General features: G+C 67.6%; 22 protein-coding genes and 2 pseudogenes. 10 read left to right on the plus strand and 14 right to left on the minus strand.

Going from position 1 to position 26,761, the window contains the following annotated elements; all coding sequences use genetic code 11:
- Positions 1-356: 356 nt before the first annotated feature.
- The 3 genes from BCL67_RS13465 to BCL67_RS13475 are packed head-to-tail and all read right to left on the minus strand — an operon-like array spanning position 357 to position 1,967.
- The gene (locus BCL67_RS13465; RefSeq protein ID WP_106123944.1) at positions 357-998 is read right to left on the minus strand and encodes an aminodeoxychorismate/anthranilate synthase component II; all 642 of its coding nucleotides are present in this window, start codon (positions 996-998) and stop codon (positions 357-359) included.
- A complete protein-coding gene (locus tag BCL67_RS13470) occupies positions 995-1,195 on the minus strand; it encodes a hypothetical protein (protein WP_106123945.1) in 201 nt (66 codons plus the stop codon). The genes BCL67_RS13465 and BCL67_RS13470 overlap by 4 nt, the downstream gene beginning before the upstream one ends.
- 1 nt (position 1,196) lies before the next feature.
- Complete coding sequence (locus tag BCL67_RS13475) at positions 1,197-1,967, minus strand: class E sortase (protein ID WP_106123946.1); 771 nt, start codon at positions 1,965-1,967, stop codon at positions 1,197-1,199.
- A 147-nt stretch (positions 1,968-2,114) separates the two neighbouring features.
- Here BCL67_RS13475 and BCL67_RS13480 point away from each other — a divergent pair, with 147 nt between their 5' ends.
- Both BCL67_RS13480 and BCL67_RS13485 read left to right on the plus strand, forming a co-directional pair.
- Entirely contained in the window at positions 2,115-2,411 is a 297-nt protein-coding gene (locus BCL67_RS13480) for a cell division protein CrgA (RefSeq protein ID WP_106123947.1), read from the plus strand.
- Between the two features lie 47 nt (positions 2,412-2,458).
- A pseudogene (locus BCL67_RS13485) lies at positions 2,459-2,896 on the plus strand (VOC family protein).
- Positions 2,897-2,944: 48 nt separating this feature from the next.
- Here BCL67_RS13485 and BCL67_RS13490 read toward each other — a convergent pair.
- The 9 genes from BCL67_RS13490 to BCL67_RS13530 form a co-directional block, all read right to left on the minus strand.
- Positions 2,945-3,694: a type 1 glutamine amidotransferase gene (locus tag BCL67_RS13490; RefSeq protein ID WP_106123949.1), complete on the minus strand. Its 750-nt coding sequence runs from the start codon at positions 3,692-3,694 to the stop codon at positions 2,945-2,947.
- Positions 3,694-5,007 (minus strand): Mur ligase family protein, encoded by a 1,314-nt coding sequence (locus BCL67_RS13495; protein ID WP_106123950.1) that lies wholly within the window; start codon positions 5,005-5,007, stop codon positions 3,694-3,696. Before BCL67_RS13495 ends, BCL67_RS13490 begins: the two co-directional genes overlap by 1 nt.
- A 76-nt stretch (positions 5,008-5,083) precedes the next feature.
- The gene (locus tag BCL67_RS13500) at positions 5,084-7,432 is read right to left on the minus strand and encodes a protein kinase domain-containing protein (RefSeq protein ID WP_106123951.1); all 2,349 of its coding nucleotides are present in this window, start codon (positions 7,430-7,432) and stop codon (positions 5,084-5,086) included.
- A complete protein-coding gene (locus BCL67_RS13505; protein ID WP_106123952.1) occupies positions 7,429-9,339 on the minus strand; it encodes a protein kinase domain-containing protein in 1,911 nt (636 codons plus the stop codon). The genes BCL67_RS13500 and BCL67_RS13505 overlap by 4 nt, the downstream gene beginning before the upstream one ends.
- Entirely contained in the window at positions 9,336-10,781 is a 1,446-nt protein-coding gene (locus BCL67_RS13510) for a penicillin-binding transpeptidase domain-containing protein (protein WP_106123953.1), read from the minus strand. The genes BCL67_RS13505 and BCL67_RS13510 overlap by 4 nt, the downstream gene beginning before the upstream one ends.
- Complete coding sequence (locus BCL67_RS13515) at positions 10,778-12,304, minus strand: FtsW/RodA/SpoVE family cell cycle protein (protein WP_308738008.1); 1,527 nt, start codon at positions 12,302-12,304, stop codon at positions 10,778-10,780. The genes BCL67_RS13510 and BCL67_RS13515 overlap by 4 nt, the downstream gene beginning before the upstream one ends.
- A complete protein-coding gene (locus BCL67_RS13520) occupies positions 12,301-14,160 on the minus strand; it encodes a PP2C family protein-serine/threonine phosphatase (RefSeq protein WP_106123954.1) in 1,860 nt (619 codons plus the stop codon). The genes BCL67_RS13515 and BCL67_RS13520 overlap by 4 nt, the downstream gene beginning before the upstream one ends.
- Before the next feature lie 3 nt (positions 14,161-14,163).
- Positions 14,164-14,664 (minus strand): FHA domain-containing protein FhaB/FipA, encoded by a 501-nt coding sequence (locus tag BCL67_RS13525; protein ID WP_106123955.1) that lies wholly within the window; start codon positions 14,662-14,664, stop codon positions 14,164-14,166.
- A gap of 13 nt (positions 14,665-14,677) precedes the next feature.
- Positions 14,678-15,472, minus strand: coding sequence for an FhaA domain-containing protein (locus BCL67_RS13530; protein WP_106123956.1), 795 nt, complete (start codon positions 15,470-15,472; stop codon positions 14,678-14,680).
- 260 nt (positions 15,473-15,732) lie between these two features.
- Between BCL67_RS13530 and BCL67_RS13535 the strand changes: the two genes are divergently transcribed.
- The 6 genes from BCL67_RS13535 (at position 15,733) to BCL67_RS13560 (ending at position 22,236) form a co-directional block, all read left to right on the plus strand.
- Positions 15,733-17,106: an ABC transporter substrate-binding protein gene (locus BCL67_RS13535; protein WP_106123957.1), complete on the plus strand. Its 1,374-nt coding sequence runs from the start codon at positions 15,733-15,735 to the stop codon at positions 17,104-17,106.
- A 2-nt stretch (positions 17,107-17,108) separates the two neighbouring features.
- Positions 17,109-18,113, plus strand: a complete 1,005-nt coding sequence (locus BCL67_RS13540) for a carbohydrate ABC transporter permease (protein ID WP_106123958.1) — start codon at positions 17,109-17,111, stop codon at positions 18,111-18,113.
- Positions 18,110-19,084, plus strand: coding sequence for a carbohydrate ABC transporter permease (locus BCL67_RS13545; protein ID WP_106123959.1), 975 nt, complete (start codon positions 18,110-18,112; stop codon positions 19,082-19,084). The genes BCL67_RS13540 and BCL67_RS13545 overlap by 4 nt, the downstream gene beginning before the upstream one ends.
- Entirely contained in the window at positions 19,081-20,526 is a 1,446-nt protein-coding gene (locus BCL67_RS13550; RefSeq protein ID WP_106123960.1) for a GH1 family beta-glucosidase, read from the plus strand. Before BCL67_RS13545 ends, BCL67_RS13550 begins: the two co-directional genes overlap by 4 nt.
- Positions 20,527-20,576: 50 nt before the next feature.
- On the plus strand, positions 20,577-21,581 hold the full coding sequence (locus BCL67_RS13555) for a LacI family DNA-binding transcriptional regulator (protein ID WP_106123961.1): 1,005 nt from the start codon (positions 20,577-20,579) through the stop codon (positions 21,579-21,581).
- Positions 21,582-21,702: 121 nt separating this feature from the next.
- Positions 21,703-22,236, plus strand: a complete 534-nt coding sequence (locus BCL67_RS13560) for a YceI family protein (RefSeq protein ID WP_106123962.1) — start codon at positions 21,703-21,705, stop codon at positions 22,234-22,236.
- 178 nt (positions 22,237-22,414) lie between these two features.
- Here the strand turns inward: BCL67_RS13560 and BCL67_RS13565 are convergent, their stop codons facing one another.
- Together BCL67_RS13565 and BCL67_RS13570 are read right to left on the minus strand one after the other, a co-directional pair.
- A complete protein-coding gene (locus BCL67_RS13565; protein WP_106123963.1) occupies positions 22,415-23,056 on the minus strand; it encodes a TetR/AcrR family transcriptional regulator in 642 nt (213 codons plus the stop codon).
- Positions 23,057-23,762: 706 nt separating this feature from the next.
- On the minus strand, positions 23,763-24,704 hold the full coding sequence (locus BCL67_RS13570; protein ID WP_106123964.1) for a GlxA family transcriptional regulator: 942 nt from the start codon (positions 24,702-24,704) through the stop codon (positions 23,763-23,765).
- 107 nt (positions 24,705-24,811) lie between these two features.
- Between BCL67_RS13570 and BCL67_RS13575 the strand changes: the two genes are divergently transcribed.
- Positions 24,812-25,123 (plus strand): putative quinol monooxygenase, encoded by a 312-nt coding sequence (locus BCL67_RS13575; protein WP_106123965.1) that lies wholly within the window; start codon positions 24,812-24,814, stop codon positions 25,121-25,123.
- A gap of 107 nt (positions 25,124-25,230) precedes the next feature.
- Positions 25,231-26,430: pseudogene (locus BCL67_RS13580) on the plus strand (ISL3-like element ISPfr2 family transposase); the annotation flags it as partial.
- Positions 26,431-26,761 lie beyond the last annotated feature (331 nt).

The raw sequence follows: 26,761 nt of genomic DNA on the forward strand, positions 1-26,761 counted from the left end.
AAGTCCTGATGCTCCCAGGCCACGAGCTTCTCCTGTCGTTTTTCAGAAGCTGGTCACCGCTGCGGGCAGGGCGCCTGCGGCGGTCAGTCATCCAGTCCGAACCCAGAACAGTTCAGGGCAGTCGGTGGGCGGGTCATGCTCGGCATCCACGTTAGAAAACAAGCCCTCAACGCTGTCATCCTGCGCCGGGGCGTCGTGCCTCTATCAGCGATCCATGCTCCGCCGCGACCAGCCTCTGGGTGACAACACCCCCCGGATCATGGGGTGACTGGGGGTAAACGATCATGCCCAGAGACCGGACCGGCCAACACCACTTATCCTGCCGGAGAAACGGTGTCCTTAGAAGCTAACGGGGGTCAGCGGATGGGGTTGAGCTTCGCGGCCTTCTCCGCCGCACCGGTCTGCCCCATGGTCTCGAGCCAGTTGCCGAGCATCCGGTAGCCGCCCTCGGTGAGCACCGACTCCGGGTGATACTGCATGCCCCAGAGCGGCGCCGTGCGGTGGGCCAGGCCCATGATGACCCCGTCCTCGGTGCGAGCGGTCACCTCGAGCACCGCCGGGATGGTCTCCGGTGCCACGGTCAGTGAGTGGTACCGGGTCGCCACGAACGTCTCCGGCAGTCCCGCGAAGGAGGCGTGCCCGGTATGGGTCACCGGGGAGGTCTTGCCGTGCATCAGCTGTTCGGCGTGGGTGACTGTCGCGCCGAAGGCCTCACCCAGTCCCTGGTGTCCCAGGCAGACTCCGAGCATCGGCTCCTGGGCCTCCGCGCACCAGCGGATCAGCTCCACCGAGACGCCCGCTTCGCCAGGGGTGCCGGGACCGGGGGAGATGAGCACGCCGTCGTGCTCCGCCGCGAGCTTCTTGGCGTCCTCCACCGAGAGGTCGTCATTGCGGATCACGGTCGCCTCGGCCCCGAGCTCGCGCAGGTACCCGACCAGGGTGTAGACGAAGCTGTCGTAGTTGTCGATGACGAGGATGCGGGCGGGGGTGTCACTCATGCGGGGGTCCCTTCGACCCGGCCCAGCGCCGGGAAGGTCATCGATTCAAGGGTGGAGTCGTTCAGCGGGCTGTACTGGCTCAGCCAGGGGAAGACGAACTGCATCAGGAGCAGCACGATGCCGGCCACGATGACCAGGGCGAGCAGGATCTGCACCACCAGCGGGCCGGGGAGCGAGCGGAAGAGCCAGGCGTACATCTCAGGATCCTCTCTGGGCCAGGGCGGTCGGGGCCTCGCCGCTCAGCGGTGTGAAGTCGACGAGCTCGGCGTGGGTGATCAGCCGCTCGCGGTTGGAGAAGAGCGGGTGACACGTGGTCAGGGTGAGCAGGGATCGGTCAGCCTCGGCCTCTGGTTCTCCTGGGACCGGCAGGATCACCTCGGAGTCCTGGGGCATCACCACATGGGTCTCATAGACCTCATAGGTGTAGTAGCCGTCGGGAGATTCGACGTAGACCTCGTCCCCGGGGGTGAGCCGGTCCTGGTCACGCAGGACGTCGCCATAGGTGAGCCGGTGTCCGGCGACGGCGAAGTTCCCCGGCTCGCCGGGCAGCTGGGTGTCGGGATAGTGTCCGAGCCCGCCGGTGTTGAGCGTCTCGTCATCGACCCCGGAGCGCACGGGCGCGGACCAGTCGGCGCCGATGGCGGGCGCATAGATCACGGCCATGGCGCCGGATTCCACGGCGGCCATGTTCTCCGGGCAGGCGGCATACTCGCCGTTGGGAAGCTGCTGACAGTCCTCCTGGGACTGCGCCGGCTCCTGCTGCTCCGTCTGGTCAGTGTCGGTGTCCAGCTGTTCGAGACGGGTGTGGAACTCATCCTCGATGTCCCGGGCTCCGCGGTCGGCGTCGAGCCCGGTCCACCAGACCTCCCACACCACGAAGAGCAGTCCCAGCACGCCCAGAGTGACCAGCAGCTCACCTGTGACACCGAGTATCCGGGCGCCTGCGCCGCGGCCGCGGTGTCCCGACATGAATCCTCCGAAGGCTGGGTGGGGCGACCATCACACCCAAACGGTAGAATGGCACGCAGACCACGGCCGTGACCATCCAGGCGCACGACCGTGCACCCATGATACCGAACCGAGATCCGTGTCAGATCCAGAGGGGACCGAACCGACGTGGCTGAGTCCAAGCAACGCAAGAACCGCAGGACGCGCGGTAAGACCGAGACGAAGAAGTCTCCGTTGAACGACGCCGATCCCAAGGAGCTCAAGGACCTGGGCCTGGAGGACGACTCCCTGCCGCTCTGGTACCGGGCGACCATGATCGGCCTGATGATCCTGGGTCTGCTCTGGCTGATCGTGTATTACATCACCCAGGGCGCCGCTCCGGTGCCCGGCGCCGGGGGCTGGAACATCATCATCGGCTTCAGCATAGCCATGGTCGGGTTCTTCATGACCATGCGCTGGAAGTAGACCCGCGAAGTCTGGGATCGAGCGTCCACGCTCGCTAGCGTGGCCCCATGAGCATCCGAATCGACAACGTCGGCATCGCTGTGCGAGATCTCGAGGCCACGATCGCCTTCTTCACGGATCTCGGACTGGAGCTTCTGGGACGCGACACGGTCAGCGGTGACTGGGTGGACGAGGTGGTCGGCCTCGACGGCAGCCACACCAAGGTGGCGATGCTGCAGACTCCGGACGGCCACGGCCGGATCGAGCTCTTCGAGCACATCCATCCCGAGCCGATCCATCCCGAGCCCGCGCTGCCCCACGCGATCGGCATGCATCGCGTCGCCTTCTCCGTGGAGGACATCGATCGTTCCCTGGAGATCGCGGCGCAGCACGGCTGCCACCCCTTGCGCGGGGTGGCGACCTATGAGGACCGCTGAAGGCTCAGCTACATCCGCGGTCCCAGCGGGATCATCGTGATGCTTGCCCAGAAGCTGAAGCCCGCCTGACGCGGGCCTGACGCCGAAGCGGCGCGAGACCTGGTGGACCCGGACCGGTCAGCGAGGCCGCCGCGTCGCCGTCGCCCGGGCCTGTCTGGTCAGCTCCTCGATGGGCTGATTCGCCCCGGAGGGATCGATCTGCGCGGCGATGGGCTCGTCGAAGCGGTTCTCCACGGCCTTGGCGATCAGGAAGTCTGCGATCGCCGGGTTCTTCGGCAGCAGCGAGCCATGCAGATAGCTGCCCACGATGTTCTTCCAACGCGCCCCTTCGTGGGCATCCTTGGCGTTGTTGCCCGCGCCCTTGGTGACCCGGGCCAGCGGCTGGACCCCGGGACCGAGGTAGGTCTGTCCCGAGTGGTTCTCGTAGCCGAGGATCTCGCCGAACTCCTTGGACTCGGCCACCACATTGCCGATCAGCCGGGTGTCGGTGCCCTCGGTCCGCAGGTCGAGGATGCCCACGCCCTTGATCTCGCGGCCCTCCCGGGTGCGGAAGGAATGGCCGAAGAGCTGGTAGAGCCCGCAGATCATCAGCATCGGGGTGCCTGAGTTTGCCAGGGTGTGCAGCTTCTCGCCGATGCGCAGCAGGTCCTGCTGGATCTTGTCCTGGCCGCTGTCCTGACCGCCGCCGCCGATGACGATGTCCACCTGTTCCGGGAACTCATCCTCCGGGTCGTAGCTGTGCAGGATCGGTTCGTAGCCGCGCCACTGCAGGCGGCGCTGGAGCACCAGCGCGTTGCCGAAGTCCCCGTAGATGTTCATGTCCCGGGGATAGAGCTGCAGCACATGGATGGGTCTGGGCTCGGCCATCAGAAGGCCTCCACTTCGGTATAGGCGCCCAGCAGCTTACGCAGTGCGAGCATGGCGGTGTAGGTGCAGAAGATCCGAGCCGGCTGGTCGGGGTTCTCCTGCAGGAAGCGGGTGAGCGCAAGCTTCAGGTCGGGTTCCACCGCATCGAAGTCCACGTCGTCGTATTTGAGTCGCAGCGCCATGTCGTAGGCGCGGACTCCGGAGATCATCCGCACCCCCTCCTCGGCGAGGGAGGCGAACTCCACGTCCCAGAGCCAGCTCATGTCCCGGCCGTCGGCGTAGTTGTCGTTGATCGCGATCATCGTGGCAACGCCGCCGGGGGCGAAGGAGCTCAGTCCAAGCCGGAAGCCGGAGGGGTTCTTCACCAGGACAAGGTCCAGCGGACGGCCCTGGACGGTGAGGCTCTCGCCGCGTCCGAAGGCGGGGGAGACCTTTGAGAGCGAATCGATGAGCGCCGGGGCGTCCACGGCGTCGCCCAGCGCCTGGCGGACCACCGCCATCGCGGCCGCTGCGTTGAAGGTGTTGTAGGCGCCGTTGACGGTCAGCGAGGTGGTCACGGACTCGCCGTCCACCGTGAACCGGCCCCCACCCTCGATCAGCTGTTCCAAGACCACGTCGGCGTGCGGATGATCCGCCGCGCTCGCGGGCGCCGAGTGGAAGTCATCGTCGCTGGGGAAGTGGCTGCGCAGCGACTCGCTGAGCCCGAAGTAGTCGACCTGCTGGGTGCCCAGGGTCTGGGCGATGGCCCGGACCCTGGGGTCCTCGCGGTTGAGGACCACGGCCTCGACGGTGTGCTGGGCGATGGTGCGCAGCATCCCGGCGGTGGTGTCGATCTCACCGAAACGGTCCAGCTGATCGCGCATCACGTTGAGCAGCAGGCTGTGGTTCGGGCGCACGGCCTTGACGAAGTGCACCGCGTGGGCCTCATCGAGCTCGAGCACCGCGATATCGGCGTCGAGCTTGCCGGAGAGCCGGACCTCTTCGAGGATCGAGGCGACGACGCCGCGGGTGAAGTTGGACCCGCTGCGGTTGGTGAAGACCTTCAGGCCCTGGCCCTGCAGCAGCTCCACGACCATCTTGGTGGTGGTGGTCTTGCCGTTGGTCCCGGAGACCACGATGACGCCGCGGGGCAGCCGGTGCAGCGTGCGGGCGAGGAAATGCGGGTCCAGCTTCTCCACGACGAGACCAGGGAAGGCCGAGCCACCACCCCCGCGCAGCTTCGTCACGGTGCGGGCGGCACGGCCGATGAGCACGGAGCCGACCGATCCCAGGGCCGAGGCGACGGTGCGCGGTGATGAGGGGAGTCTGGACATGGCGCTGATTATTTCATCTCATTCCTGGGGTGCTGCGCAGCTCGATGCCGCGCGGTGGTCCGGGTCGAACGGCAGCTCAGTCGCCGCTGCCTCCGCCGTTGCTGTTGCCGCCGCCGCCGGTGTTGCCGCCGCCGCGGTTGCCGTCGCCGCCGGTGTTGCCGCCGCCGCGGTTGCCGTCGCCGGTGCTCCCGTTGTTTCCGCCGCCGCCGCCGCTGTTCCCGCCGGAATTCGCGGGGGATTCCTCTGAGTCTTGCGGAGCGTCACCGGTGGAGCCGCTGTTGGCCTCCGGGGACTCCTCCGGCTCAGGCGATTCCTCGGGTGCCTCGGAGGCTTCATCCGTGCTCTCCTCCGTGGCATCCTCTCCACCGGTGCCCGGCGACTCCTCGGCGTCCTCACTGGGGGACTCCTCGGGCTCTTCGCTCGGGGGCTCGGGGGCGGCGTCGTCATCGGTGTCGGGCGCCGGTGCGGGTGCCTGCTCCGGGGCGACCGCGACGACGAGGGTCACTGTGGAGCCCTGCGGGATGTTGTCCCCGGCGACCACCGAGGAACCACCCACTCGCTGACCCACCACGGTGCCTTCGGCGTAGTCGGTGCGCTCGTCCTCGACGGTGGTCACGTTGAGTCCGAGGATCTCCAGAGTCGTCTGCGCCTCGGTGATGCTGCGCTCGAAGACTCCCGGCATGGTCACCAGACCGGTGGAGAGCACCAGGTCCACCTCGGATCCGGGCGCCACCGAGGAGCCGGAATCGGGGTCGGTGCTGATCAGCGTGTCGGCTTCGATGCTGGGGTGGTTCTCCTGGCTGATCTCGCCGACCTCCAGGCCCACCTCTTCGAGCGCCTCGCGCACCTCGTCCTCCGAGGAGCCCTGCAGGCCGTCCGGGACGCGCACGCTCTCGGCGCCGGTGGAGATGTAGAGCACCACGGCGCTGTCGGGCTCCACCGTGGTCTCCGCCTCGGGGTCGGTGCGGATCGCGAGGTCCTCGTCGATCTCCGGATGGGACTCGGTCTCCACCGTCGGGTTCAAGTTCGCCGCGTTCAGCTCCTCGAGCGCCTCGTCCTCGGTCAGCCCGGTCACATCGGGGATCGAGACCTCTGGGTTGTCGAGCATGCTCATCAGCGCCCAGGTGCCTCCGCCGGCCAGCGCAAGGATCAGCAGGGTCCAGATCAGGATGAGGCCCCCACGACGACGCCGCGGCCGCTCCTGGGGCTGGTCATAGCCCTGGTAGAGGTCCGGGTCCTCGGGGGTGCGGGCCGAGAGCTGCGGAGACTGTGGGACGGCGCCGGCGGCGAGGACCTGGTTGAAGTCCTGACGTCCCCCGATGGCCGCCATCGCGGCGGTGGGGTGGTCGTCGTCGTCCACGCCGATCCCGATCAGCGCCTTCTGGATGGCCTGGTTGAACTCCTCAGCGGTCTGGAACCGATACGCGGGGTCCTTGGTGAGGGCCTTGCCCACCACGGACTCCATCGCCGGGCTGACCCGGTGGTTGAAGTCACTGACCAGCGGCGCTTCCTCGCGGACGTGCTGGTAGGCCACGGAGACGGGAGACTCACCCTGGAACGGCGGACGATTGGTGAGCAGCTCGAAGAGCACGCAGCCGGCCGAGTAGAGATCCGAACGGTGGTCGACCACTTCGCCGCGCGCCTGTTCGGGCGAGAGGTACTGCGCGGTGCCCACCACCGCAGAGGTCTGGGTCATGGTGGAGGCGGAGTCGGCCAGGGCTCGGGCGATGCCGAAGTCCATGACCTTGATCTGCCCGCTCTGAGAGACCATCACGTTGGAGGGCTTGATGTCGCGGTGGACGATGCCCTTCTCGTGGCTGTATCCCAGGGCGCCGAGGATCCCGTGCATGTAGCCGGCGGTCTCCCGCTCGGAGAGCGGGGTGTTCAGCGCCTGGTCGATCTTCGACTGCAGCTGCGCGCCGACCTGCGCAGCGGGGAGGTGATCCTCGCCGTCGTGGACCCGGCCGGTGTCTCCCAGGGCCAGGACGTCGTCGTCGGTCTCGTCGGTCGGCGCATGGGTGTTGGACTCGCCGGCGATCCGGGTCTGCTCGTCGTCGACGTCGGCGGTGTCGGTGATCCGGGGGGTGCCGTGCAGGATGTGCCGCAGGGTGACCCCGTCGACGTACTCCATCACGATGAACGGGGTCTTGATCTCGTGGTGAGCCTGGTCTTCGACCTGGGCGCGGCCGGAGTCATAGACGGCGACGATGTTGGGATGGTTCAGCGAGGCAGAGGACTGGCCCTCGCGGCGGAAGCGACCCTGGAACTGAGGGTCACGGGCCAGGTCGGGGCGCAGCATCTTGACCGCGACCTTACGGTCCAGGGTGAGGTCATGGCCGAGGTAGACATCGGCCATCCCGCCGCGGCCGATCAGCGACGTGATCCGGTATCGGTTATTGAGGACGCGCTCTGCAGTCTCGGTCATATCTCGGTTCCTGTCTCCGATCCTGGCCCATCCTCGGCTGAGAAGCCAGCCCGGTTCGGATCCCCGGTGCTCTCCGGGCCGGATTCGCCACCGGCCTGGTCGTCCTGCGGTGCTGCGTCGTCGGCGGCGTCACTGGGCTCCGCCTCGGTCGCCTCGGGATCATCCTGCGCCTCATCCGGGGTCTCGGGTGAGGGAGTGGGGGCAGGGGAGGTGGCCGGAGCAGGTTCCTGCTGGTCCTGCTGCCCGGTGTCGTCCTGCCCGGTGCCATTCTCGCCGTCGCCGTTCTGGCCGGTGCTGTCCTGTCCACCGTCGTTCTGCCCGCCGTCGTCCTGTCCGGTGTCGTTCGGCTCGGCACCGTTCTGACCCGACCCGCCGCCCTGGCCACCGTCTTGCTGCCCGCCGTCCTGGGTGCCGGGAGCCTGGTCCTGGGGCGCGGGGTTCCCGGCTCCGGCGGAGTAGAGCACCGTGACGGTGGACCCCACCGGGACGCTGCCAGTCGGCGTGATGCCGGTGACCACCCCTGCGGGCTGGCCCGAGGCGACGGCCTCGGACTGGACCTCGAGCCCCGCCTCCTGCAGGCGTGCGGTGGCCTCGTCCAGGGAGAGTCCGAGGAAGTCGCCCTCGCTGATCTCCACGACCTCGGTGCCCTGGGTGAAGGTCTCGGTGACGGTCGGGGTCGGCGTGGGCTCGTCCTCGCCGCCGCTGCCGCCGAGCTGAGGGAAGAACCACGAGCCGATCAGGGCCAGGAGGACCAGCACCAGCAGCGCGATGAGCGGCCAGTACCACCGGCGACCTCCGTGGAGTCGGCGCTGCTCCTTCTGCGCCCCGGACTCGGGGGTGTCGTTGCGCGCGCTGGGGCGCGGGTGGGCGCCGCGGGCCCCGGCGGGAGCGGCTCCATACTGGGCGGTCTGGTCGGACGCCTGGGCCGGCTGCTCCGGGGTGCGCGCCGAGGGCGCCCGGCCGGCACCCGGCACGACGGCGGTCGGGGTGGTGTCGGCCCGAGGGATCGCGGTGGTCGCGTCCGCGTCAGGCTCGGCGCCGTCCATGTGCGCAGCCATGGCCGGAACCGCCTTCAGCGCGGATTCGGTGTCATGGCGCAGCAGGGCGTCGGCCGCCTCAGCGAGCTTGGTCGCGGTCAGCGGTCGCTTGCCGGGGTCCTTCTCCAGCATCGACATGATCAGCGCGCGCACCCCTTCAGGGACGCTGTCCGGCAGTGCCGGGGGCGGCTCGTTGACCTGCTTGAGGGCGATCGCGATCTGCGACTCCCCGGTGAACGGGCGGTGTCCCACCAGGGCCTCATAGCCGATGATGCCCAGCGCGTAGATGTCCGAGGATCCGGTGGCGTGCTGACCGGTGGCCTGCTCCGGAGAGAGGTACTGGACGGTGCCCATGACCTGTCCGGTGGCGGTCAGCGGCACCTGGTCGGCCAGCCGGGCGATGCCGAAGTCGGTGATCTTCACCCGCCGGGTGGGGGTGATCAGCAGGTTTCCGGGCTTGACGTCGCGGTGGACCAGGCCCTGATCATGGGCGACCTGCAGGGCCCGGCCGGTCTGGGCGATGATCGAGAGGGTCTTCTCCCAGGACAGCGTCTTGTCGGTCTCGAGCAGGACCGAGAGCGGGCGCCCCGGGACCAGCTCCATGACGAGGTAGCCGGAGCCGGACTGCTCGCCGTAGTCATAGATGTCAGCGATGCCGGGGTGATTCAGCAGCGCGGTATGCCGCGCCTCGGCGCGGAATCGGCGCAGGAACGCCTCATCCCCGGTGTACTCCTCTTTGAGGATCTTGATCGCCACAGTACGTCCGAGCACCTGGTCAGAGGCCTTCCAGACCTCGCCCATGCCGCCGATGGCGATGCGTTCGGTGAGCTGGTAGCGCTCACCCATCAGGATGCCGACCACGGGCCTCATTCGATCGCCGCCTCGAGCATCGTCAGCATCTGGGGTGCGGTGAGCGAGGATCCGGTGTCGAAGTCGATCCGCTCATAGGCCACGGTGACCGCGTACTGCGGATCATCGGCAGGCGCGAACCCGGTGATCCAGGAGTTGACCTCTCCGGTGTCGCCGACCTCGGCCGTGCCGGTCTTGGCCGCGACCTGAAAGCTCTGCGTCTGCGCACGGGTGGCCGTGCCGGACTCCACCACGCCGATCATCATCTCGGTGATCTCATCGGCCACCTCTTCCGAGGTCACCTCGGAGAGCGTCTCAGGCTCAGAGGTTTCGAGCAGCTGCAGGTCAGAGCCGCGGATGGCGTCGACCAGGTTCGGCTTCATGAGCGTGCCGTCATTGGCGATCGCGGCCGCGACCATGTTCATTTGCAGCGGCGTCGAGGTGACGTCGAACTGGCCGATGGAGGACTGGGCCAGGGCGGCGTCGGAGAGGTCCTCGGGGAAGTTCGAGGTCTCCACGCGCAGCGGGATGCCCAGGTCCTCGGAGTTGAACCCGAAGGCCTCCGCGCTGTCCTGGATGGGTCCCTGCCCGAGGTCCATGGCGGCCTCGGCGAAGGGCGTGTTGCAGGACTGCGCCACGATCCAGGAGAGCTCGGCCTGCGGTCGCTGGCCGCAGATGCCGCGATCGAAGTTCTCCAGCTGGGTGTTCGAGTCCGGCAGGGTGATCGAGTTCGGGTTGTCCAAGATCGTGTCGGACTCGTAGTCATCGGACTCCAGCATCGCGACCAGGTCCACGAGCTTGAAGACCGAGCCCGGCGCGAGGGTGCTGGAGATCGCCCGCGAGGTATAGCGCAGGTCCGGGTCGGTCTCCAGCTGCTCCTGGTTCTGCACCAGTTCGGTGGAGTCCTGGACCGCGAGAAGGTTGTTGTCGTAGCTGGGCTTGGCGGCCATGGCCTTGATGTCGCCGGTGGCGATCTCGGTGACGATGATGCTGCCGCGAGTGCCGTCGGGGATCTGGTCGTAGGCAAGCTGCTGCAGCTCGGAGTCCAGGGTCAGCTCGACCTGGCCGCCGTCCGTCGTGTCGCCGGTGAAGACCGAGGCGATCCGGTCGAAGAACTGGCTGTCGGACTGGCCGGAGAGGTACTCGTTCAGGGTGCCTTCGAGCCCGGTGGGATTGGCCGCGATGGAGTAGGTGCCGGTGATCCCGGAGTAGAGCTCGGGTTCGTTGTAGACGCGCTGGTAGTCGAAGCTGGAGTTCTCCGAGGGGATCGATTCCGCGATGGCGGTGCCGTCCACGGTGATCGCCCCGCGCGGTGCGCCGCGGTCCTCATAGACCTGGCGGACGTTGTTGGGGTTGGCGTTGAGCTCGTCGGTCATGGCCACCTGAATGATGGACAGCGCGACGAACAGCGTGATGAACAGGCCGACCGAGACGACCCAGGTGTGACGGATGGCGTTGTTCATTTCGTCCCTCCCTGGTCGGCCGGGGCCTGCTGGTCAGCTGGAGTGTGGTTCAGGCGGGTCTCGTCGTCGTCGTGGTGGTGCCGGTGCGCACTGTGCCGGTGCACCGCGCTCTCGCGGGCTCCCGGCCCGTCCGAGTGCTGCAGCCTGGACTCGATGCCGGAGGAGGACTCTCCGGTCGCGTTGACCATCGGGCCCACGATGACCGGCTGTCGCGCCGAGTGGGAGATCAGCAGCAGCACCGCGACGATCAGCCAGTTCGCCAGCAGCGCGGAGCCGCCCGCGGCGAGGAAGGGTGTGGCCAGGCCGGTCATCGGGATCACCCGGGTGAGCCCGCCGACGACGACGAAGACCTGCAGCACCAGCACGACGGCGAGGCCGACCGCCAGCAGCTTGCCGAAGGTGTCGCGGGTGCCCAGTCCGGCGCGCATATACCGGCTGAAGAGCAGCAGGTAGAGCAGCAGCATCGCGGAGAGCCCGATGAAGCCGAGCTCCTCGCCGAAGGCCGCGATGATCATGTCTGAGTTCGCCAGCGAGACCATGTTCGGGTTGCCCGAGCCCAGCCCGGTGCCGACGAGTCCGCCGTGGGCGAGCCCGAAGAGGCCCTGCACCACCTGGTAGGAGCCGCCGAAGGTGCGTTCGTAGATGTCCTGGTCGAAGGCGTTGAGCCAGATCTCGACACGGTCGCGGAAGTGCCCGACGAACTGGTAGGCCAGGGCGGCGCCGATGAGCATGAAGACCGAGCCGATGGCGATCCAGGAGAACCGCGAGGTGGCCACGTAGATGACCGCGACGAAGAGGCCGAAGAACATCAGCGCGTTGCCGAGGTCGTTCTGCACCACCAGCACGCCGATGGCGATGATCCAGGCGATGAACATCGGGGCGAGGTCGCGGAGTCGAGGGAAGGTCACCGGGCCGACCTTGCGGCCCGCCAACAGGATCAGGTCGCGGTTGTTGGCCAGGAACCCGGCGAAGAAGACTGCCAGGGTGATCTTGGCGATCTCACTGGGCTGGAAGGAGGCCGGTCCGAGCGTGACCCAGATCCTCGCCCCGTTCAGCTCCTGGCCCAGTCCGGGCACGATCGGCAGGAACAGCAGCACGACGCTGACGGCCAGAGAGATGTAGGTCAGCTGCCGGAGTCGACGATGGTCCCGGAGCAGCCACAGCAGCACGATGGCGGCCACGATGGAGACCCCGGTCCACATCAGCTGCCGATCCGCCACCCCGGAGAACGAGGGGGTGAAGTCGAGCCGATGGATCATCGCGATGCCGAGCCCGTTGAGCGTCACCACGATCGGCAGGATGAAGGGGTCCGCGTACTTCGCACGCAGTCGCAGCACCACGTGGAACGCAAGGACCAGACCGGCGAAGACGGCGCCTTCCACGTAGTAGTCGGTGGTGATCGGTTCGTCCAGGGCGAGCGCCACCAGGAACTGGGAGCCCACTGCCACGGTGAGGGCCATCAGGAGCAGCGCCAGCTCGAGGTTCCGGCGGGGCTTGTACACCTGTTGTGCTGCTGCGTTCACTGGTCACCTCCCTGATTCTCGGCTGGCTGGTCCTGGGCTGGTTCATCGGCCGGGGCGTCGGTGGGCTCCTCGGCCCCATCCTCGCCCGCCGCGTCCTCGGTGCCGGGCTCCTGCGGGTCGGCAGTGGAGTCGACCATCGCGCGCAGCTGGTTCAGGATGTGTTCGGCATGATCGCGGTCGTCGGCGGCGATGCCCCCCTCGACCCGTTCGCGGTGGTACGTGGTGAGGTCCTCGACTGAGATCTCGGAGTGCTCGTCGACCTCGGAGAGCCGGATCGGGCCCAGGGACTGGGAGACGCCGCTGAAGATGGCGACCTCACCCTCGTCCTCGCCCACGTAGTACTGGGTCTGGGTCCAGACATAGCCGAGGAAGGTGATGACGGCGACCAGCACTGCCAGCAGCGCCACGAAGGTGGGGAGGAACCAGGAGCTGCGGCGGCGCGTGGTCTCCAGCGCGTCGAGCTCCTCCTCATCGAGGACCAGCTGCTCCTCCTCGAGGCTCTCGGGGTCCTCCGCGAGGCCTGCGCCGGCGCGGTGCGGCCCGGAGTCGCCGGACGACGGTGAATCGGGGGAGGACGGCGAGTCGCTGGAGGTCTGCCCGGGGGAAGCGTCAGGGAGGTCCGCATCCGGGAAGTCCGCGGACTGCCCCACGTCGATGGTCGCCCCTGCCAGACCTGCGGAACCTGCGGAGCCTGCGGCGGCCGGGACGGCGTCCGCGGCGCCGGCGTCGCCCGCCTCCTGGGGCCCCCGACCGGTCACGGACGGGTCGTGGGGGTGCTCTTCGAGCAACTCGGAGTAGGTGTGGCGCACGGGGCGCAGCGGCTGGCCGGTGAGCAGGGAGGCCATCGGGTGCTCATCCACGTTGCGGGCGACCACCGGGATCGTGCCGGTCTCGGCGGCCTTGTTGGCTGCACCGACGAGCAGGTGCGGGCGTGCGCCGAGCTTCTTGCGCAGCATCGCCGCGGAGAGCGGGGAGAGCGAGTCCTCGTCGTCGTGGTCGGAGAACGCCTCGGAGTTGACCACCGGGACCACGTCGAGCTCGATGGTCGCGTCGGCCCCGCCGTAGTTGGAGCTGGCGGCGGCCACGGCGGCCTCGCTCAGCGGCAGCTCATCGCTGGGCGCCAGGGCGGCCTCGTCGGCCTCCACGACCTCGAGGCAGATCACCGTGACATTGTCCGGAGCGCCCCCGCCGAGGGTGAGATCGACCAGGTCATCGACGATGGATTCCAGGGTCTGGGTGGAGCGCAGCTTCTGCTCGATCAGTCGTTCGGAGACCACTGCGTTGAGCCCGTCGGAGCACAGCAGCCAGCGCTCGCCGGCCTCCAGCGGAAACGAGGTGATGTCCAGCTCGGGGGAGGCGTCGACGTCGCCGAGCACGCGCATCAGCACGTTCTTGTGCGGGTGGTACTCGGCCTGGTCGGGATCCAGCCGGCCTTCGTCCACCAGTCGCTGCACGAAGGTGTGGTCCTTGCTGACCTGCCGGAAGCGTCCACGCTTGAGTCGGTAGGCCCGGGAGTCACCGATATGGGCGAACTGCAGCCGGTCCGCGGTGATCAGCAGGGAGGTGATGGTGGTGCCCATGCCGGCGAGCTTCGGGTTGGCCTTGACCAGCTTGTTCAGGAAGGAGTTCGCGGTCTGGATCTCATCCGGCAGGACCGTGTCGGGGTCGGCGAAACCGCGCGTGTCCAGGTGTGCCAGGTCCAGCACCGTGGAGGCTGAGGCGACGTCGCCACCGGCGTGGCCGCCCATGCCGTCCGCGACCACGGCGAAATAGCGCCCCGCGTAGCCGGAGTCGTCGTTCTTGGAGCGCACGGCACCGGTGTCGGAGCGCGCTGCGAAGCGGAATACCAGAGCCACGGGCTAGGTCCTCAGCTCCAGGACGGTCTTGCCGATGCGGATGCGGTCCCCGGGCTCCACGGTGGAGGCCCGGGTGAGCTGCTCGTCACCGAGCCAGGTGCCGTTGGTCGAGCCCAGATCCTCAAGGAACCAGCGTGATCCCTGCGGGAAGAGCCGAGCGTGCTTGCCCGAGGCGTAGTCGTCATCCAGGACCAGGGTGCACTCCTGCGCCCGGCCCATCATGATCGAGGCGGAGCCCAGCGGAAGCTCGGTTCCGGCCAGCGGTCCCTCGCTGACCAGCAGTCGCCGCGGTCGAGGACGCTGGGTGGGACCGGAATGACCGGTGCCCGCGGGGGCGGGCGGTCCGCTGCGCTGAGCGGGCGCGGGGTGCGGAGCGGCTGCCCGCGCCCGGGACCGCTTGGAGATGGTCATGTCCCGGCCCTGCGCCGCGATGATCGAGAGGATCAGGATCCAGAGCAGCAGCAGCACCCCGAACTGCAGCACCGTGACGGCAAGTTCACTCATGTGTAGGCGTCCTTCAGCCCTGGCGGAAGCGCAGGCGCGCGTTGCCGAGCGAGATCAGGGCGCCGTCGATGAGCTGGACCTTCGGCGAGTCGCTGGTGAGCTGCTCGCCGTCCACGTAGGAGCCGTTGGTGGAGCCCAGATCACGGGCGTACCAGGCGCCGCCGGAGCGGAAGAGCTCCAGATGCTTGCGCGAGACCCCGGTGTCGGGGACCGTGACGTCCGCAGAGGTGGAGCGTCCGATCACGGTGGAGTCCGGGCGCAGCGGGTAGGTCTGCTCCTCATACTCCAGGCTCGCCGAGGGCTGCGCGGACGGCGCAGGAGCCGGCGCGGGCGGCCGCGGGGTGACCGTGGGCTGGGCCATCGTGGACGGAAGCGGTACACCGGCGCTGGGACCGGCGGCCGGGGAGGACTGCTGAGGCGCGACGGGTCCGGACTGCGGGTCCTTGTCGGTGCGTGACTCGATGCTCAGCTGACCGCGCTTGAGCTCGGTGTTCTTCACGAAGGTCGCCTTCACCGGACCCAGCAGCGTGTATCCCTGGGATTCGGCGTGGCGCAGGATCTCCTCGCAGAGCTCCTCGGCCAGGGCGACGCCGTACTTCTTGGCTTCGGTGAAGTCCTCAGCGGCGAGTCGGATCTTGTACAGGTTCGGCGCCAGGTGCTGCCCCTCAGCGATGGTCTTGGACTCTCGGTCCATATGCCGGCGTACGGCGGTGGCGATCTCCACGGGTCCGAGACTCCCTCCTCGTCCTGAGAAGGCACCGCGGACGGCCTTTTCGATGCCGCGTTCAAGGTTGTCTAACAGTCCCACCGGCACCTCCTTCTACTGATGAATGTGTGCCCGGCCTCTGCATGGCTGCGTCGTGAGGTGGGCAAGTTGTCCTGAGTCTACTGTCTCACCTCCGGCCTGTGCGGTTCACCTGGCACCCCCAGAGGCCCGGGATCGAGCCGAGCGAACTGTGACCCTTGCCACACTCCCACCGAGGGTGCTACTTTCTTCTCACCGTGAGAGCGCTCTCATATGATGCCTCGGAGATCCGCTCGCACCCCACTTCTAAGGAGACATCTGTGATGAGGACTACTGATCACGCGGAGACCAACGCCTCCGCAGCGGCCCATCCGGGCCGGCGCCCGACGTCGGCGCGCAGCCGGCGGCGTCACCCCCGGGTCCTGCAGGGGGTCGCACTGACCTCGGTGCTGGCGCTGGGCCTGACCGCCTGCGGCGGTTCCGCCGACGGCGACGACCAGAACGGCGGTGCGGCCGAGGGGGAGGACGTCACCCTGAGCGTGACGACCTTCAACGAGTTCGGCTACGAGGAGCTCTTCGAGGAGTACGAAGAGCTCAACGACAACGTCACCATCGAGCACAACAAGATCGACACCGCGGAGAACGCCCGCGACTCGCTGCGCAACAGCCTCGGCGCCGGACAGGGCGCCTCGGACATCGAGCCGCTGGAGGTGGACTGGCTTGCCGAGTTCAAGCAGTACCCGGACCGCTTCGAGGACCTCTCGGACCCTGAGGTCGAGGGCCGGTGGCTGGACTGGAAGCACGAGGATGCGCTGCTCGAAGACGGCAGCCTCATCGGCTACGGCACCGACAGCGGCCCGCAGGCTGTCTGTTACCGGGCTGACCTGTTCGAGGAGGCCGGGCTGCCCACCGATCGGGAAGAGGTCGCTGACTTCCTCGGGGACACCTGGGAGGACTACTTCGCAGCCGGGGAGGAGTTCGTCGCCGCGTCCGACTCGTCCTGGTACTCCGGCTCCGACAACATCTGGCAGGGCATGATCAACCAGGTCGAGGTGCCCTTCCAGGACGAGAGCGGCGAGATCATCGCCGACACGAACCCTGAGGTGAAGGACCTCTACGACCAGCTGCTCGAGGCCTCCGTGGAGAATGAGCTCTCCGCCGGGCTGACCCAGTGGAGCGGCGACTGGGCGGATGCCTTCCAGCGCGAGGAGACCTTCGCCACCATGATGTGCCCGGGCTGGATGCTGGGCATCATCGAGGGCAACGCCGCGGAGGTCGAGGGCTGGGACATCGCCAACACCTTCCCGGGCGGCGGCGGCAACTGGGGCGGGTCCTACCTGACCGTGCCATCCCAGGGCGAGAACGTCGAGGCGGCCAAAGAGCTGGCCAAGTGGCTCACCGCTCCGGAGCAGCAGCTGAAGGCCTTCGAGGTGGTCAACGCCTTCCCGTCCACGGTGGACGCGCTGGAGTCCGAGGAGCTGCTCTCGGCCACCAACGAGTTCTTCAACGATGCACCGACCGGAGAGATCCTGGCCGAACGCGCCGAGGCCGTGGAGACCCAGCCGCTGAAGGGCACCGACTACCTGACGATCAACGTCGCGATCCAGGACGCGATCAACCGGGTCGACGTCGACGGCTCCGATGATCCGGAGTCCTCCTGGGAGAAGTTCGTCAACGACATGGAAGCCCTGCGCTGATCATGGTCGCCCCCGCCCGGGCTGAGGCCGCCGTCACGAGCCCTCGTGGCGGCGGCCCGACGGGACCGACCGGGACCGGTCGCCGGAAGCCGAGGATCAGCTTCCGGCACCGGGCCTCGGCCTGGGACCGTCGGTACTCGCCCTACCTCTACATCAGTCCGTTCTTCCTGCTCTTCGCCGTGGTCGGCCTGTTCCCGCTGATCTACACCGCCTGGGTCGCGGTCCATGACTGGGACCTGATCATGGGCCAGGGCGAGTTCATCGGCATGGAGAACTTCGCCCACATCCTCGGCGAGCGGGCCTTCTGGGTCTCGCTGCGCAACACGCTCTCGATCTTCATCCTCTCCTCGGCCCCGCAGGTGGTGGTCGCGATCCTGATCGCCTACCTGCTCGACTACAACCTGCGCGCCAAGACCTTCTGGCGCATGGGCGTGCTCGTGCCCTACGTGGTCACTCCGGTGGCCGTGGCGCTGATCTTCTCGAACCTCTTCGGCGACCGCTACGGGCTGGTGAACTCGACGCTGCAGGCCATAGGCATCGACGCCATCGGCTGGCACTCGGATGTGCTCCCGAGCCACCTGGCCATCGCCACCATGGTGAACTTCCGCTGGACCGGCTACAACGCGCTGATCTTCCTGGCCGCCATGCAGGCGGTGCCGCGGGACCTCTACGAGGCGGCGGCGATCGACGGAGCCGGCAAGGTCCGGCAGTTCATCTCGGTGACCATCCCGAATCTGCGCCCCACGATCATCTTCGTGATCATCACCTCGACCATCGGCGGACTCCAGATCTTCGATGAGCCGCGGATGTTCGACCAGTACGGCCGCGGCGGCGCCGACGGCCAGTGGCAGACCATGACCCTGTACCTCTACGAACTGGGCTGGACCCGGTCCGACTTCGGGCTCGCCTCCGCCGTGGCGGTGCTGCTGTTCCTGCTGATCGTGGCCATCGGGCTGGTCAACTTCGTCATCACCCGCCGCATCTCAAGCTCGGAGGCCAAGCGATGAGCGCGCTCGAAGAGAAGCCGCTGCCGATCATCCCGCGCACGGGACCGGCAACCGCTGCCAAGAACGACGACGATCCGTTCGGTCGCGACAGGTCCGGCTCCGGGGCCGGATCCCGACCCGGGGCCCGGCGACGCCGCGGAGGTTCCGGGGGTCCCGGCCGTGGTCCGGGGTGGATCGTCTACGGCTGCCTGGCCGCGGTGATCCTGGGCAGCATGTTCCCGCTGTGGTGGTCGTTCCTGATCGGCAGCCACGACTCCACGATCCTCTCCCGGGACTCCTTCCCGCTGCTGCCGGGTGGGAACTTCCTGGAGAACGCGACCTCGGTGATCGACACCGTGCCCTTCTGGCGCGCCACGATGAACTCGATCATCGTGTCCACCGTGACCGCGGTCTCGGTGGTCTTCTTCTCGACCCTGGCCGGCTACGCCTTCGCGAAGCTGCGGTTCAAGGGAGCCGTGCCGCTGCTGGTGTTCGTGATCGCCACCATGGCGATTCCCACCCAGCTCGGGGTGGTCCCGCTCTACCAGGTGATGGCGACGCTCGGCTGGATCGGAGAGCTCCAGGCGGTGATCGTGCCGGGCCTGGTCACAGCCTTCGGAGTGTTCTGGATGACCCAGTACCTGCGCCAGGCGATCCCCGATGAGCTCATCGAGGCCGCCACCGTGGACGGATGCTCGATGATCCGCACCTTCTGGCACGTGGCGATGCCGGCCGCGAAGCCGGCGGCGGCCATGCTGTTCCTCTTCACCTTCGTCCTGAACTGGACGAACTTCTTCTGGCCGTTCATCGTGCTCGGTCCGCAGAACCCCACCCTGCCTGTGGCGCTGCAGCAGCTGCAGGCGGCGCACTTCGTGGACTACTCGCTGGTGCTGGCCGGGGCCACCATGGCCACCGTGCCGCTGCTCATCCTGTTCATCTTCGCGGGCCGTCAGCTCGTGTCCGGAATCATGCAAGGAGCCGTCAAACAATGAGTTCTGACCTAGCCACCCAGGCCATCAGCGCACCGCGCACCCTGGAGTTCCCCGCCGATTTCCTCTTCGGCTCCGCCACCGCCGCCTACCAGGTGGAGGGAGCCGCAGCAGAGGGTGGGCGCGCCCCCTCGGTATGGGACACCTTCGCCCACACTCCCGGGAAGGTCCACGCCGGGGACACCGGGGATGTCGCCTGCGACCACTTCCATCGCTTCCGCGAGGATGTGGCGCTGATGAAGCGGCTGAACCTCAAGGTCTACCGGTTCTCGGTCAGCTGGTCCCGGGTGATGCCCGACGGCGTCACGGTGAACCCGGAAGGGCTGCAGTTCTACTCCGACCTCGTCGACGAGCTGCTCGCCGCCGGGATCCTGCCCTGGCTCACGCAGTACCACTGGGATCTGCCCCAGGCGCTGGAGGATGCGGGAGGCTGGGCGAACCGGCGGACCGCGGAGCTCTTCGCCGACTATGCGGTGGTGCTGCACGAGGCGCTCGGCGACCGGGTCCGGCACTGGACCACGCTGAACGAGCCCTGGTGCGCGGCCTTCCTGGGCTACGCCAACGGACACCACGCACCCGGGCGGACCTCCCCTGAGGACGCGCTCGCCGCGGCGCACCACCTGCTGCTCGGGCATGGGCTCGCGGTGGCGCAGCTGCGTCGTCGTGACCCGGAGCTGGAGCTGGGACTCACGCTGAACTTCACCGACTACCGTCCGGCGGATCCGGCGTCCCCCGGAGATGTGGATGCCGCACGGCGCCTCGACGGCAGCTTCAACCGGTTTTTCGCCGGGGCGATCTTCGACGGGGCCTACCCGGAGGACGTCCTCGAAGACCAGGCCGGGCTCTGGCGCGAGGGGCTGGTCCAGCCGGGGGACCTCAAGATCATTTCGACCCCCATCGACGTGCTGGGGGTGAACTTCTACACCGGGGAGCTGCTGACCGGGGTGGAGCCGGAGCGGGCGGCCCAGGCCGCTGCGGCCGCGCGGGCCCAGGGTGCGCCGAACCCGAATGTCGGCTCCGAGCATGTGACCTCGGTGCCGCGCGGGCTGCCCGCCACCTCGATGGGCTGGGAGGTCTTCCCGCAGGGCCTGCATGACCTGCTGCTGCGGCTGCATCGGGAGTACACCGGTGGCGCCGGGGTGGCGCTCTATGTCACGGAGAACGGCGCGGCCTACCCGGATGCGCCGGATCCGGCGGGCTTCGTGCAGGACGATGAGCGGCTCAGCTACATCCGAGAGCACCTGCACGCGGTGCATCGGGCGAAGGAGGCCGGCGCGGATGTGCGCGGGTACTTCGTGTGGTCGCTGCTGGACAATTTCGAATGGGCGTTCGGCTATGACCGTCGGTTCGGGATCGTGCGGGTGGATTACGATACGCTGGCGCGCACCCCGAAGGCCTCCGCGCACTGGTACGCACAGGTGGCGGCCACGGGTGTGGTGGACTGAGCGAATACGCCACAAGGCGGTGGTGATCGCATCCGAGAAAGGGGGACCCGATGCCGGCTCGGCGACTGCCGACTCTGGAGGATGTGGCGGCCCGGGCCGGGGTTTCCCGAGCCACCGCCTCCCGAGCGGTGAATCTGGACCCCCGCGTGCGAGCGCAGTCCCGGATCGCGGTGGAGGCCGCGGTGACCGAGCTCGGCTACCGGCCGAACCGGGCGGCGCGCTCGCTGGTGAACCAGGAGGTCGATTCGATCGCCGTCGTCGTGCCGGAGGCCGAGGATCGGGTCTTCGCGGATCCGTTCTTCGCCGCAATGCTCGCCTCGATCACCCAGCGGCTGGCGGATTCCCCGGTGCAGGTGCTGCTGGCCATGGGCCAGCCCGGTGGCCGGCAGAAGATCGAGCGATATCTGCGCGGCGGCTATACCGACGGAGCGATCATCGTCTCGCATCACCGTGATGATGACCTCTCCGATGTGATCCACGAGACCAAGCTGCCTGCGGTCTATGTGGGCCGCCCCTATGCCGGGGACGTCGGCATCCCCTGGGTGGATGTGGACAACAACTCCGGTGCCGCGCTCGCGGCAGAGCACCTGATCAGCCAGGGACGACGCCGGCTGGCCACCATTGCGGGTCCGCAGGACATGGCGGCGGGCTCGGATCGACTGGCGGGATGGACTGCTGCGCTGCAGCGCGCCGGCCTGGATTCGGGCCTGGTCGAATTCGGCGACTTCACCTCCGCCTCCGGCGCGGTGGCGATGGAGCGGCTCCTGGAGCGCGCACCAGATCTCGACGCCGTCTTCGTGGCCTCGGATCTGATGGCAGTCGCCGCCATGCACGAGGTGCAGTCGCGCGGGATCTCCGTGCCCGAACAGATCGCAGTGGTCGGGTTCGACGACACCCACGCCGCGCAGCTGACCCGGCCGCCGCTGACCACCGTGATCAACCCCGTGGGGGAACTGGCCGGCCGCGCCGTAGATCTGCTGCTGCAGCTGATGCAGGGGGACAGCGTGGACCCAGTGGTGCTGCAGACGGCTATGGTGAAACGGACCTCCGGATGACATTCCGACCGTCTTGCTTCAGTTTTGAAATAAAATGAGGCAGACTGCTGTTGACACCTTCGACCAACAACGATGGCCCTGCGCGCTCGGCGCCAGGCCGCAATCTTTAGGAGACCTATTCATGGCGAACCTCACCCCTGGCACCTGGAATCTTGACTCTTCACACTCCGAGATCGGCATGACCGTGCGCCACGCCGGCATCTCCAAGGTGCGGGCCGTCTTCGAGGAGGCAGAGGCCACCCTCGTCGTCTCAGAGGGCGATGTGGCGACCGTTGACGCCCGCGTCAAGGCCGTGTCCTTCAACTCCAAGAGCCCCGACCGCGACGCTCACGTCCGCGGCGAGGACTTCCTGGACTCCGAGAAGCACCCCGAGCTGACCTTCGTGGCGAACAACATCACCGCCAGCGGTGAAGAGTTCGAGATCACCGGCGACCTGAGCATCCGCGGCGTCACCAAGCCGGTCACCTTCGAGGTCGAGTTCGGCGGCCAGGCCGTGGATCCCTTCGGCATGACCCGCGCAGGCTTCTCCGCCAACACCGTGATCTCCCGCAAGGAGTTCGGCCTGACCTGGAACGCAGCCCTGGAGGCCGGCGGCGTGCTCGTCGGCGACAAGGTCTCGATCGATCTCGAGGCAGCCTTCGTCCTGGCTCAGTGATTCAACGCTGAGCCGCCGCTCAGCGCACCAGCGATGAAGGCTCAGGCCTTCAGCTGAGAAAGGCCCGGTTCCGTGCCGGTGGAATCTTCTCCACCAGCGCGGGGCTGGGCCTTTTCGTGTTCACGATCATGTACCCAGGTGGGGGAGGGGTGGGTGTCTGCCTCGATGGCGGTCGGGATCAGTCGTCTGCTGGCCGCGATTTGTCCGCTTCGGCCGGGGGATGCGGGTAGCCACCGATCAAGATGCTGAAGGCATCCTCGATCATGGTCGGAAGCCTCTCATCTGGGAGATCGTTGCGCGCCCAGAGAGCGAGCGAGGTGACCATGGCCGAGACCGCGCCGGAAGCGGCGAGCGAAGGATAGAGGTCTGTGCTGACGTCGGTGCAGGTGTGCACGGCGATCCTCTCACTCAGCAGCTGCACCAGCTCCACCTGCTGCGCGATCCGGTAGGGCCGCAGCGAGGGATTCTCCTCCTCGAGCTGGGCGAGCTGTGAGGCGCGTCGCAGGTGGTCGGGATACTCCCTGGCGTACTCGCTGAGCTGCTCACAGAGCACCTTCAGCGGAGGCTCATCGGACCGGCTGCCGTCACATTCGTCGAGGATCTGCTCGGCTCCGATGCTCCCGGCCGCCAGCACGGCTTCCTCTTTGGAGGGGAAGTAGTTGGAGACGGTGCGCGGCGAGACGAACGCCTCGCGCGCGATCTCGTCGATGGTGACATCGCTGAGTCCCTTGTCGAGCGTGAGCTTCAAGGCTGCTGCCGCGATGGCTTCCCTCGTCATCTGCTTCTTCAGCTCACGCAGTCCCAGCGGCTCGTCGTCCATTGTCAAAGATCACCGCAGGTCTGCTGAGCGAGACGTTTTGCAAGAGCGGCAAACTTCGTCTCCGACCTTGTGATGGGCGCACTTGGCCCACGCTGCAGCGATCCAGAAGATCGGGCTCTCATTCTCTCGATCCGAAATGGTCCATTTGCACACGTACAACTGCTGTAATTGCAAGCATGCATGTTGCGCAAAGTATTTTTGACGGAAAGTTGCTTAAACAGCAAAACGCTGTAATTGTCAAGGAGGCACCTGATTCCTTGTCGGACGAGGGAGCCAAAGTCCACAGGGCCTCTTCCGGGCTCTCACTTTGATGGCTCTTCCCAGATGAGGGTGTAGGTCGGCCGGGCGCGTCGGTCCGCAGATAGACGTCGAGGTCTCCCGACGATGGAGGTTCCTACGCCATCCATCCGAAAGACCTCGACGTGTCCGACGCTACCCCGCCGGCCGGCTTCGGCCGCCCTGACCTAACCGCCTTCGCGGCGCATCCCAATCGGCTCTGATCGGGTCTGCTGACCCTCTCGACGAGAACGCAGCGACATCACAGCCACCCAACCCCGACCGTCCGGGAAGCCGGGGCACGTCACATGGGCTGTGCTGCGGGCGTGTCGAGTGGGTAGTCCAGGGGCGACGCAGGAGCGTCGACGCGACGTGCTGAGAGGTAGTTCCAACCGAGCGCTAGGACACAAGCTACAGGCATGGCGATAGGTCAGGAACGGCGTCGCTCCCTGCGCAGGAGGGAGCGCAGAGTCTCGGCGTTCGCGTAGCCGACCCGTAGCGCGATCTCGGCGGAGGTGAGGTCCGTGGTTGCTGAGAGGTGCCGAGCTCGTTCGGTGCGAAGCCGTTGGACGAAGCCGAGCGGAGTGAGGTCGAGCGCCGCACGGACTCGTCGTTCGAGGGTGCGCCGGCTGGTGCCGAGCGACTGCGCGACGAAGGCGACGTTGAACGGTTCGTCCAGGCGGGCGCGCACGAAGCGTTCGAACTCGACCACGATCGGGTCCTCGTGCCGGAGATGTTCGTAGGCGACGAAAGCCGCCTGCGACGGGCGCTCGTCGATGATGAGGAGCTTGGCGACATGTTGGGCCAGGTCGGGGCTGATCGATCGCACGAGTGAGAGCGCGAGGTCGATGTGGGCGAAGGCGGCGCCGGCGGTGACGAGGTTCCCGTCGACCACGACCATGGTGTCGAGATCGAGGGCGACGGTCGGATAGCGCTTCAGGAACTCCGGCCCCAGGAACCAGCTGGTCGTCGCCCGCCGATGATGCATCCGTCCGGTCTCGGCGACGGCGAACACGCCGGTGCACGCCGCGGCGATCCGGGTGGTCGCGTCGTCGAGGCGCCCGAGTGAGGCGATGACCGAACGAGCATCTCGGCTCTGGAGGGCGTCGTGGGTCGCGGCGGCCGTGAGGGTTCCAAGCGCAGGGACGACGACCACGTCGAACTCTCCGGACTCCGACAGCGGGTGGTCCACCGACAGGGTCATCGATGCCGTCGTGGTCACTCGCCGTTTCGGTCCGAGGATGGCGAGTTCGATCGGGTCGATCCGCGGGTCGACATCGCCGCGGGCTCCGTCGGCCACCCGCACGATGTCGATGACCGACGCGACCGCCGAACCGAAGCAGCCGTCGATCGCGATCAGTCCGATACGCATGGCGTGAATAATAGCAACACTGCCGTATACGCCACTCCCCATCGGCCCTCGCTCGTCATATGCTGAACTCGCCCCACGAAGAACCCCGACTTCAAGGAGAACCCCTCATGTCCACACCCGCACCACTTCCGTATGCCTTCATCGCCAAGATCGTCGCGGCCGATGGACAGCACGACGCGCTCGCCGATCTGCTCGCCGGCGCTGTCGCACTCGCCAACGAAGAAGTAGGAACGATTGTCTGGTTCGCGGCTAGGACCCACGCCGACACCTTCTGGATCTTCGATGCATTCCCCGACGAGGCCGCTCGCGACGCCCACGCCAACGGCGCCATCGTCGCAGCCCTGATGGCCAACCAGCACCTCCTCGGCGCAGCACCCGAGATCCTGGCGGCCGACGTCCTCGCGTCCAAGCTCCCGTAGTCCGCCAACGCACGAGACGATCGCGCCCCGCCGAGTCGGTCCGCAGATAGACGTCGAGGTCTCCCGACGATGGAGGTTCCTACGCCATCCATCCGAAAGACCTCGACGTGTCCGACGCTACCCCGCCGGCCGGCTTCGGCCGCCCTGACCTGACCGCCTTCGCTCGACTCGACGGCCTCGGTCTGAGCGTGATCGGGCAACGACTTGAACCGGATCGTGCGGTCCTCGCGTGCCGCGTGGTGGAACCAGATCAGTGGTGCCGACGGTGCGGCAGCGAAGGCGCCGCTCGTGACACCGTGATCCGGCGGTTGGCCCACGAGCCGCTGGGCTGGCGACCGACCGTGCTGGAAGTTGTAGTGCGCCGCTACCGCTGTGCCGACTGCGGACACGTGTGGCGCCAAGACACCAGCGCCGCGGCGGAGCCACGCGCGAAGCTCTCGCGCACCGGGCTGCGGTGGGCGCTGGAAGGGATCGTGGTCGCACACCTCACCGTCGCCCGTGTCGCCGAGGGACTCGGGGTCGCGTGGGACACCGCCAACAACGCGGTCCTGGCCGAAGGCAAGCGGCTGCTGATCAACGACCCCACGCGGTTCGAGGGCGTGAAGGTCATTGGCGTCGATGAGCACGTCTGGCGCCACACCAGGCGTGGCGACAAGTACGTCACCGTGATCATCGACCTCACCCCGCTGCGGGCCGGCACCGGCCCGGCCCGCCTGCTGGACATGGTCGAGGGCCGGTCGAAGGCGGCGTTCAAGACCTGGCTCGCCGACCGCGACGACGCCTTCCGTGACGCGGTCGAGGTGGTCGCGATGGACGGCTTCACCGGGTTCAAGACCGCCGCTGCGGAGGAGATCCCGGACGCGGTCACGGTGATGGATCCCTTCCACGTCGTGCGCCTGGCCCGTGACGCCCTCGACAGGTGCCGGCGCCGGGTCCAACTCGCGATCCACGGGCACCGTGGGTTCAGGGACGATCCGCTCTACAAGTCGCGGCGCACGCTGCACACCGGCGCGGACCTGTTCACCGACAAGCAGAGCGACAGGCTACGCGCGCTGTTCGTTGATGACGCTCACGTCGAGGTCGAGGCGACCTGGGGTGTCTACCAGCGGATGATCGCCGCCTATCGCCACGAGGACCGGCAACGTGGCCGCGAGCTCATGGAGAAGCTGATCACCGACCTCAGCGCCGGCGTCCCCAAGGTGCTCACCGAGCTCACCACCCTGGGCCGGACCCTGAAGAAGCGAGCCGCCGACGTGCTCGCCTACTTCGAACGACCCGGCACCAGCAACGGGCCGACCGAGGCACTCTGTGAGTCTGGATCTGGCTGGTCTGGGACTGGCCGGTCAGGATGGATGTCGGTCGTATCGAACCGGGTGTGACTCTCGAAGCAATTGGCCCGCTTGCGGTGTCTTCCCGTTGAATTGTCCGCCCGGGTCGGTGCGGCCGACACCGTCCGGCCCACCTCGGTGACCTCATCAGGAGACTGCCCGGCCCTCGGGCCGTGGCCCATCACAGATTCGCCCCGAAGTGACCTCTTCCCGGACCCGTGCCGGCCGCTTGGCGACCGTGACCATGTCCGTCTCGAAGAGAGGAGCGTCGATCGCCATGGCTATCGTCGCGCATACCCGCCCGTTCGTC

Source organism: Nesterenkonia sandarakina (assembly GCF_003003175.1).
GTDB classification, from domain to species: domain Bacteria; phylum Actinomycetota; class Actinomycetes; order Actinomycetales; family Micrococcaceae; genus Nesterenkonia; species Nesterenkonia sandarakina_A.

Excerpts from the sequence above, each read along its gene's own strand:
- BCL67_RS13465 (WP_106123944.1), bottom strand. The coding sequence starts at position 998 with ATGAGTGACACCCCCGCCCGCATCCTCGTCATCGACAACTACGACAGC.
- BCL67_RS13475 (WP_106123946.1), bottom strand. The coding sequence starts at position 1,967 with ATGTCGGGACACCGCGGCCGCGGCGCAGGCGCCCGGATACTCGGTGTC.
- BCL67_RS13470 (WP_106123945.1), bottom strand. The coding sequence starts at position 1,195 with ATGTACGCCTGGCTCTTCCGCTCGCTCCCCGGCCCGCTGGTGGTGCAG.
- BCL67_RS13545 (WP_106123959.1), top strand. The coding sequence starts at position 18,110 with ATGAGCGCGCTCGAAGAGAAGCCGCTGCCGATCATCCCGCGCACGGGA.
- BCL67_RS13490 (WP_106123949.1), bottom strand. The coding sequence starts at position 3,694 with ATGGCCGAGCCCAGACCCATCCATGTGCTGCAGCTCTATCCCCGGGAC.
- BCL67_RS13560 (WP_106123962.1), top strand. The coding sequence starts at position 21,703 with ATGGCGAACCTCACCCCTGGCACCTGGAATCTTGACTCTTCACACTCC.
- BCL67_RS13540 (WP_106123958.1), top strand. The coding sequence starts at position 17,109 with ATGGTCGCCCCCGCCCGGGCTGAGGCCGCCGTCACGAGCCCTCGTGGC.
- BCL67_RS13550 (WP_106123960.1), top strand. The coding sequence starts at position 19,081 with ATGAGTTCTGACCTAGCCACCCAGGCCATCAGCGCACCGCGCACCCTG.
- BCL67_RS13495 (WP_106123950.1), bottom strand. The coding sequence starts at position 5,007 with ATGTCCAGACTCCCCTCATCACCGCGCACCGTCGCCTCGGCCCTGGGA.
- BCL67_RS13510 (WP_106123953.1), bottom strand. The coding sequence starts at position 10,781 with ATGAACAACGCCATCCGTCACACCTGGGTCGTCTCGGTCGGCCTGTTC.
- BCL67_RS13535 (WP_106123957.1), top strand. The coding sequence starts at position 15,733 with ATGAGGACTACTGATCACGCGGAGACCAACGCCTCCGCAGCGGCCCAT.
- BCL67_RS13555 (WP_106123961.1), top strand. The coding sequence starts at position 20,577 with ATGCCGGCTCGGCGACTGCCGACTCTGGAGGATGTGGCGGCCCGGGCC.
- BCL67_RS13570 (WP_106123964.1), bottom strand. The coding sequence starts at position 24,704 with ATGCGTATCGGACTGATCGCGATCGACGGCTGCTTCGGTTCGGCGGTC.
- BCL67_RS13500 (WP_106123951.1), bottom strand. The coding sequence starts at position 7,432 with ATGACCGAGACTGCAGAGCGCGTCCTCAATAACCGATACCGGATCACG.
- BCL67_RS13575 (WP_106123965.1), top strand. The coding sequence starts at position 24,812 with ATGTCCACACCCGCACCACTTCCGTATGCCTTCATCGCCAAGATCGTC.
- BCL67_RS13525 (WP_106123955.1), bottom strand. The coding sequence starts at position 14,664 with ATGAGTGAACTTGCCGTCACGGTGCTGCAGTTCGGGGTGCTGCTGCTG.
- BCL67_RS13505 (WP_106123952.1), bottom strand. The coding sequence starts at position 9,339 with ATGAGGCCCGTGGTCGGCATCCTGATGGGTGAGCGCTACCAGCTCACC.
- BCL67_RS13565 (WP_106123963.1), bottom strand. The coding sequence starts at position 23,056 with ATGGACGACGAGCCGCTGGGACTGCGTGAGCTGAAGAAGCAGATGACG.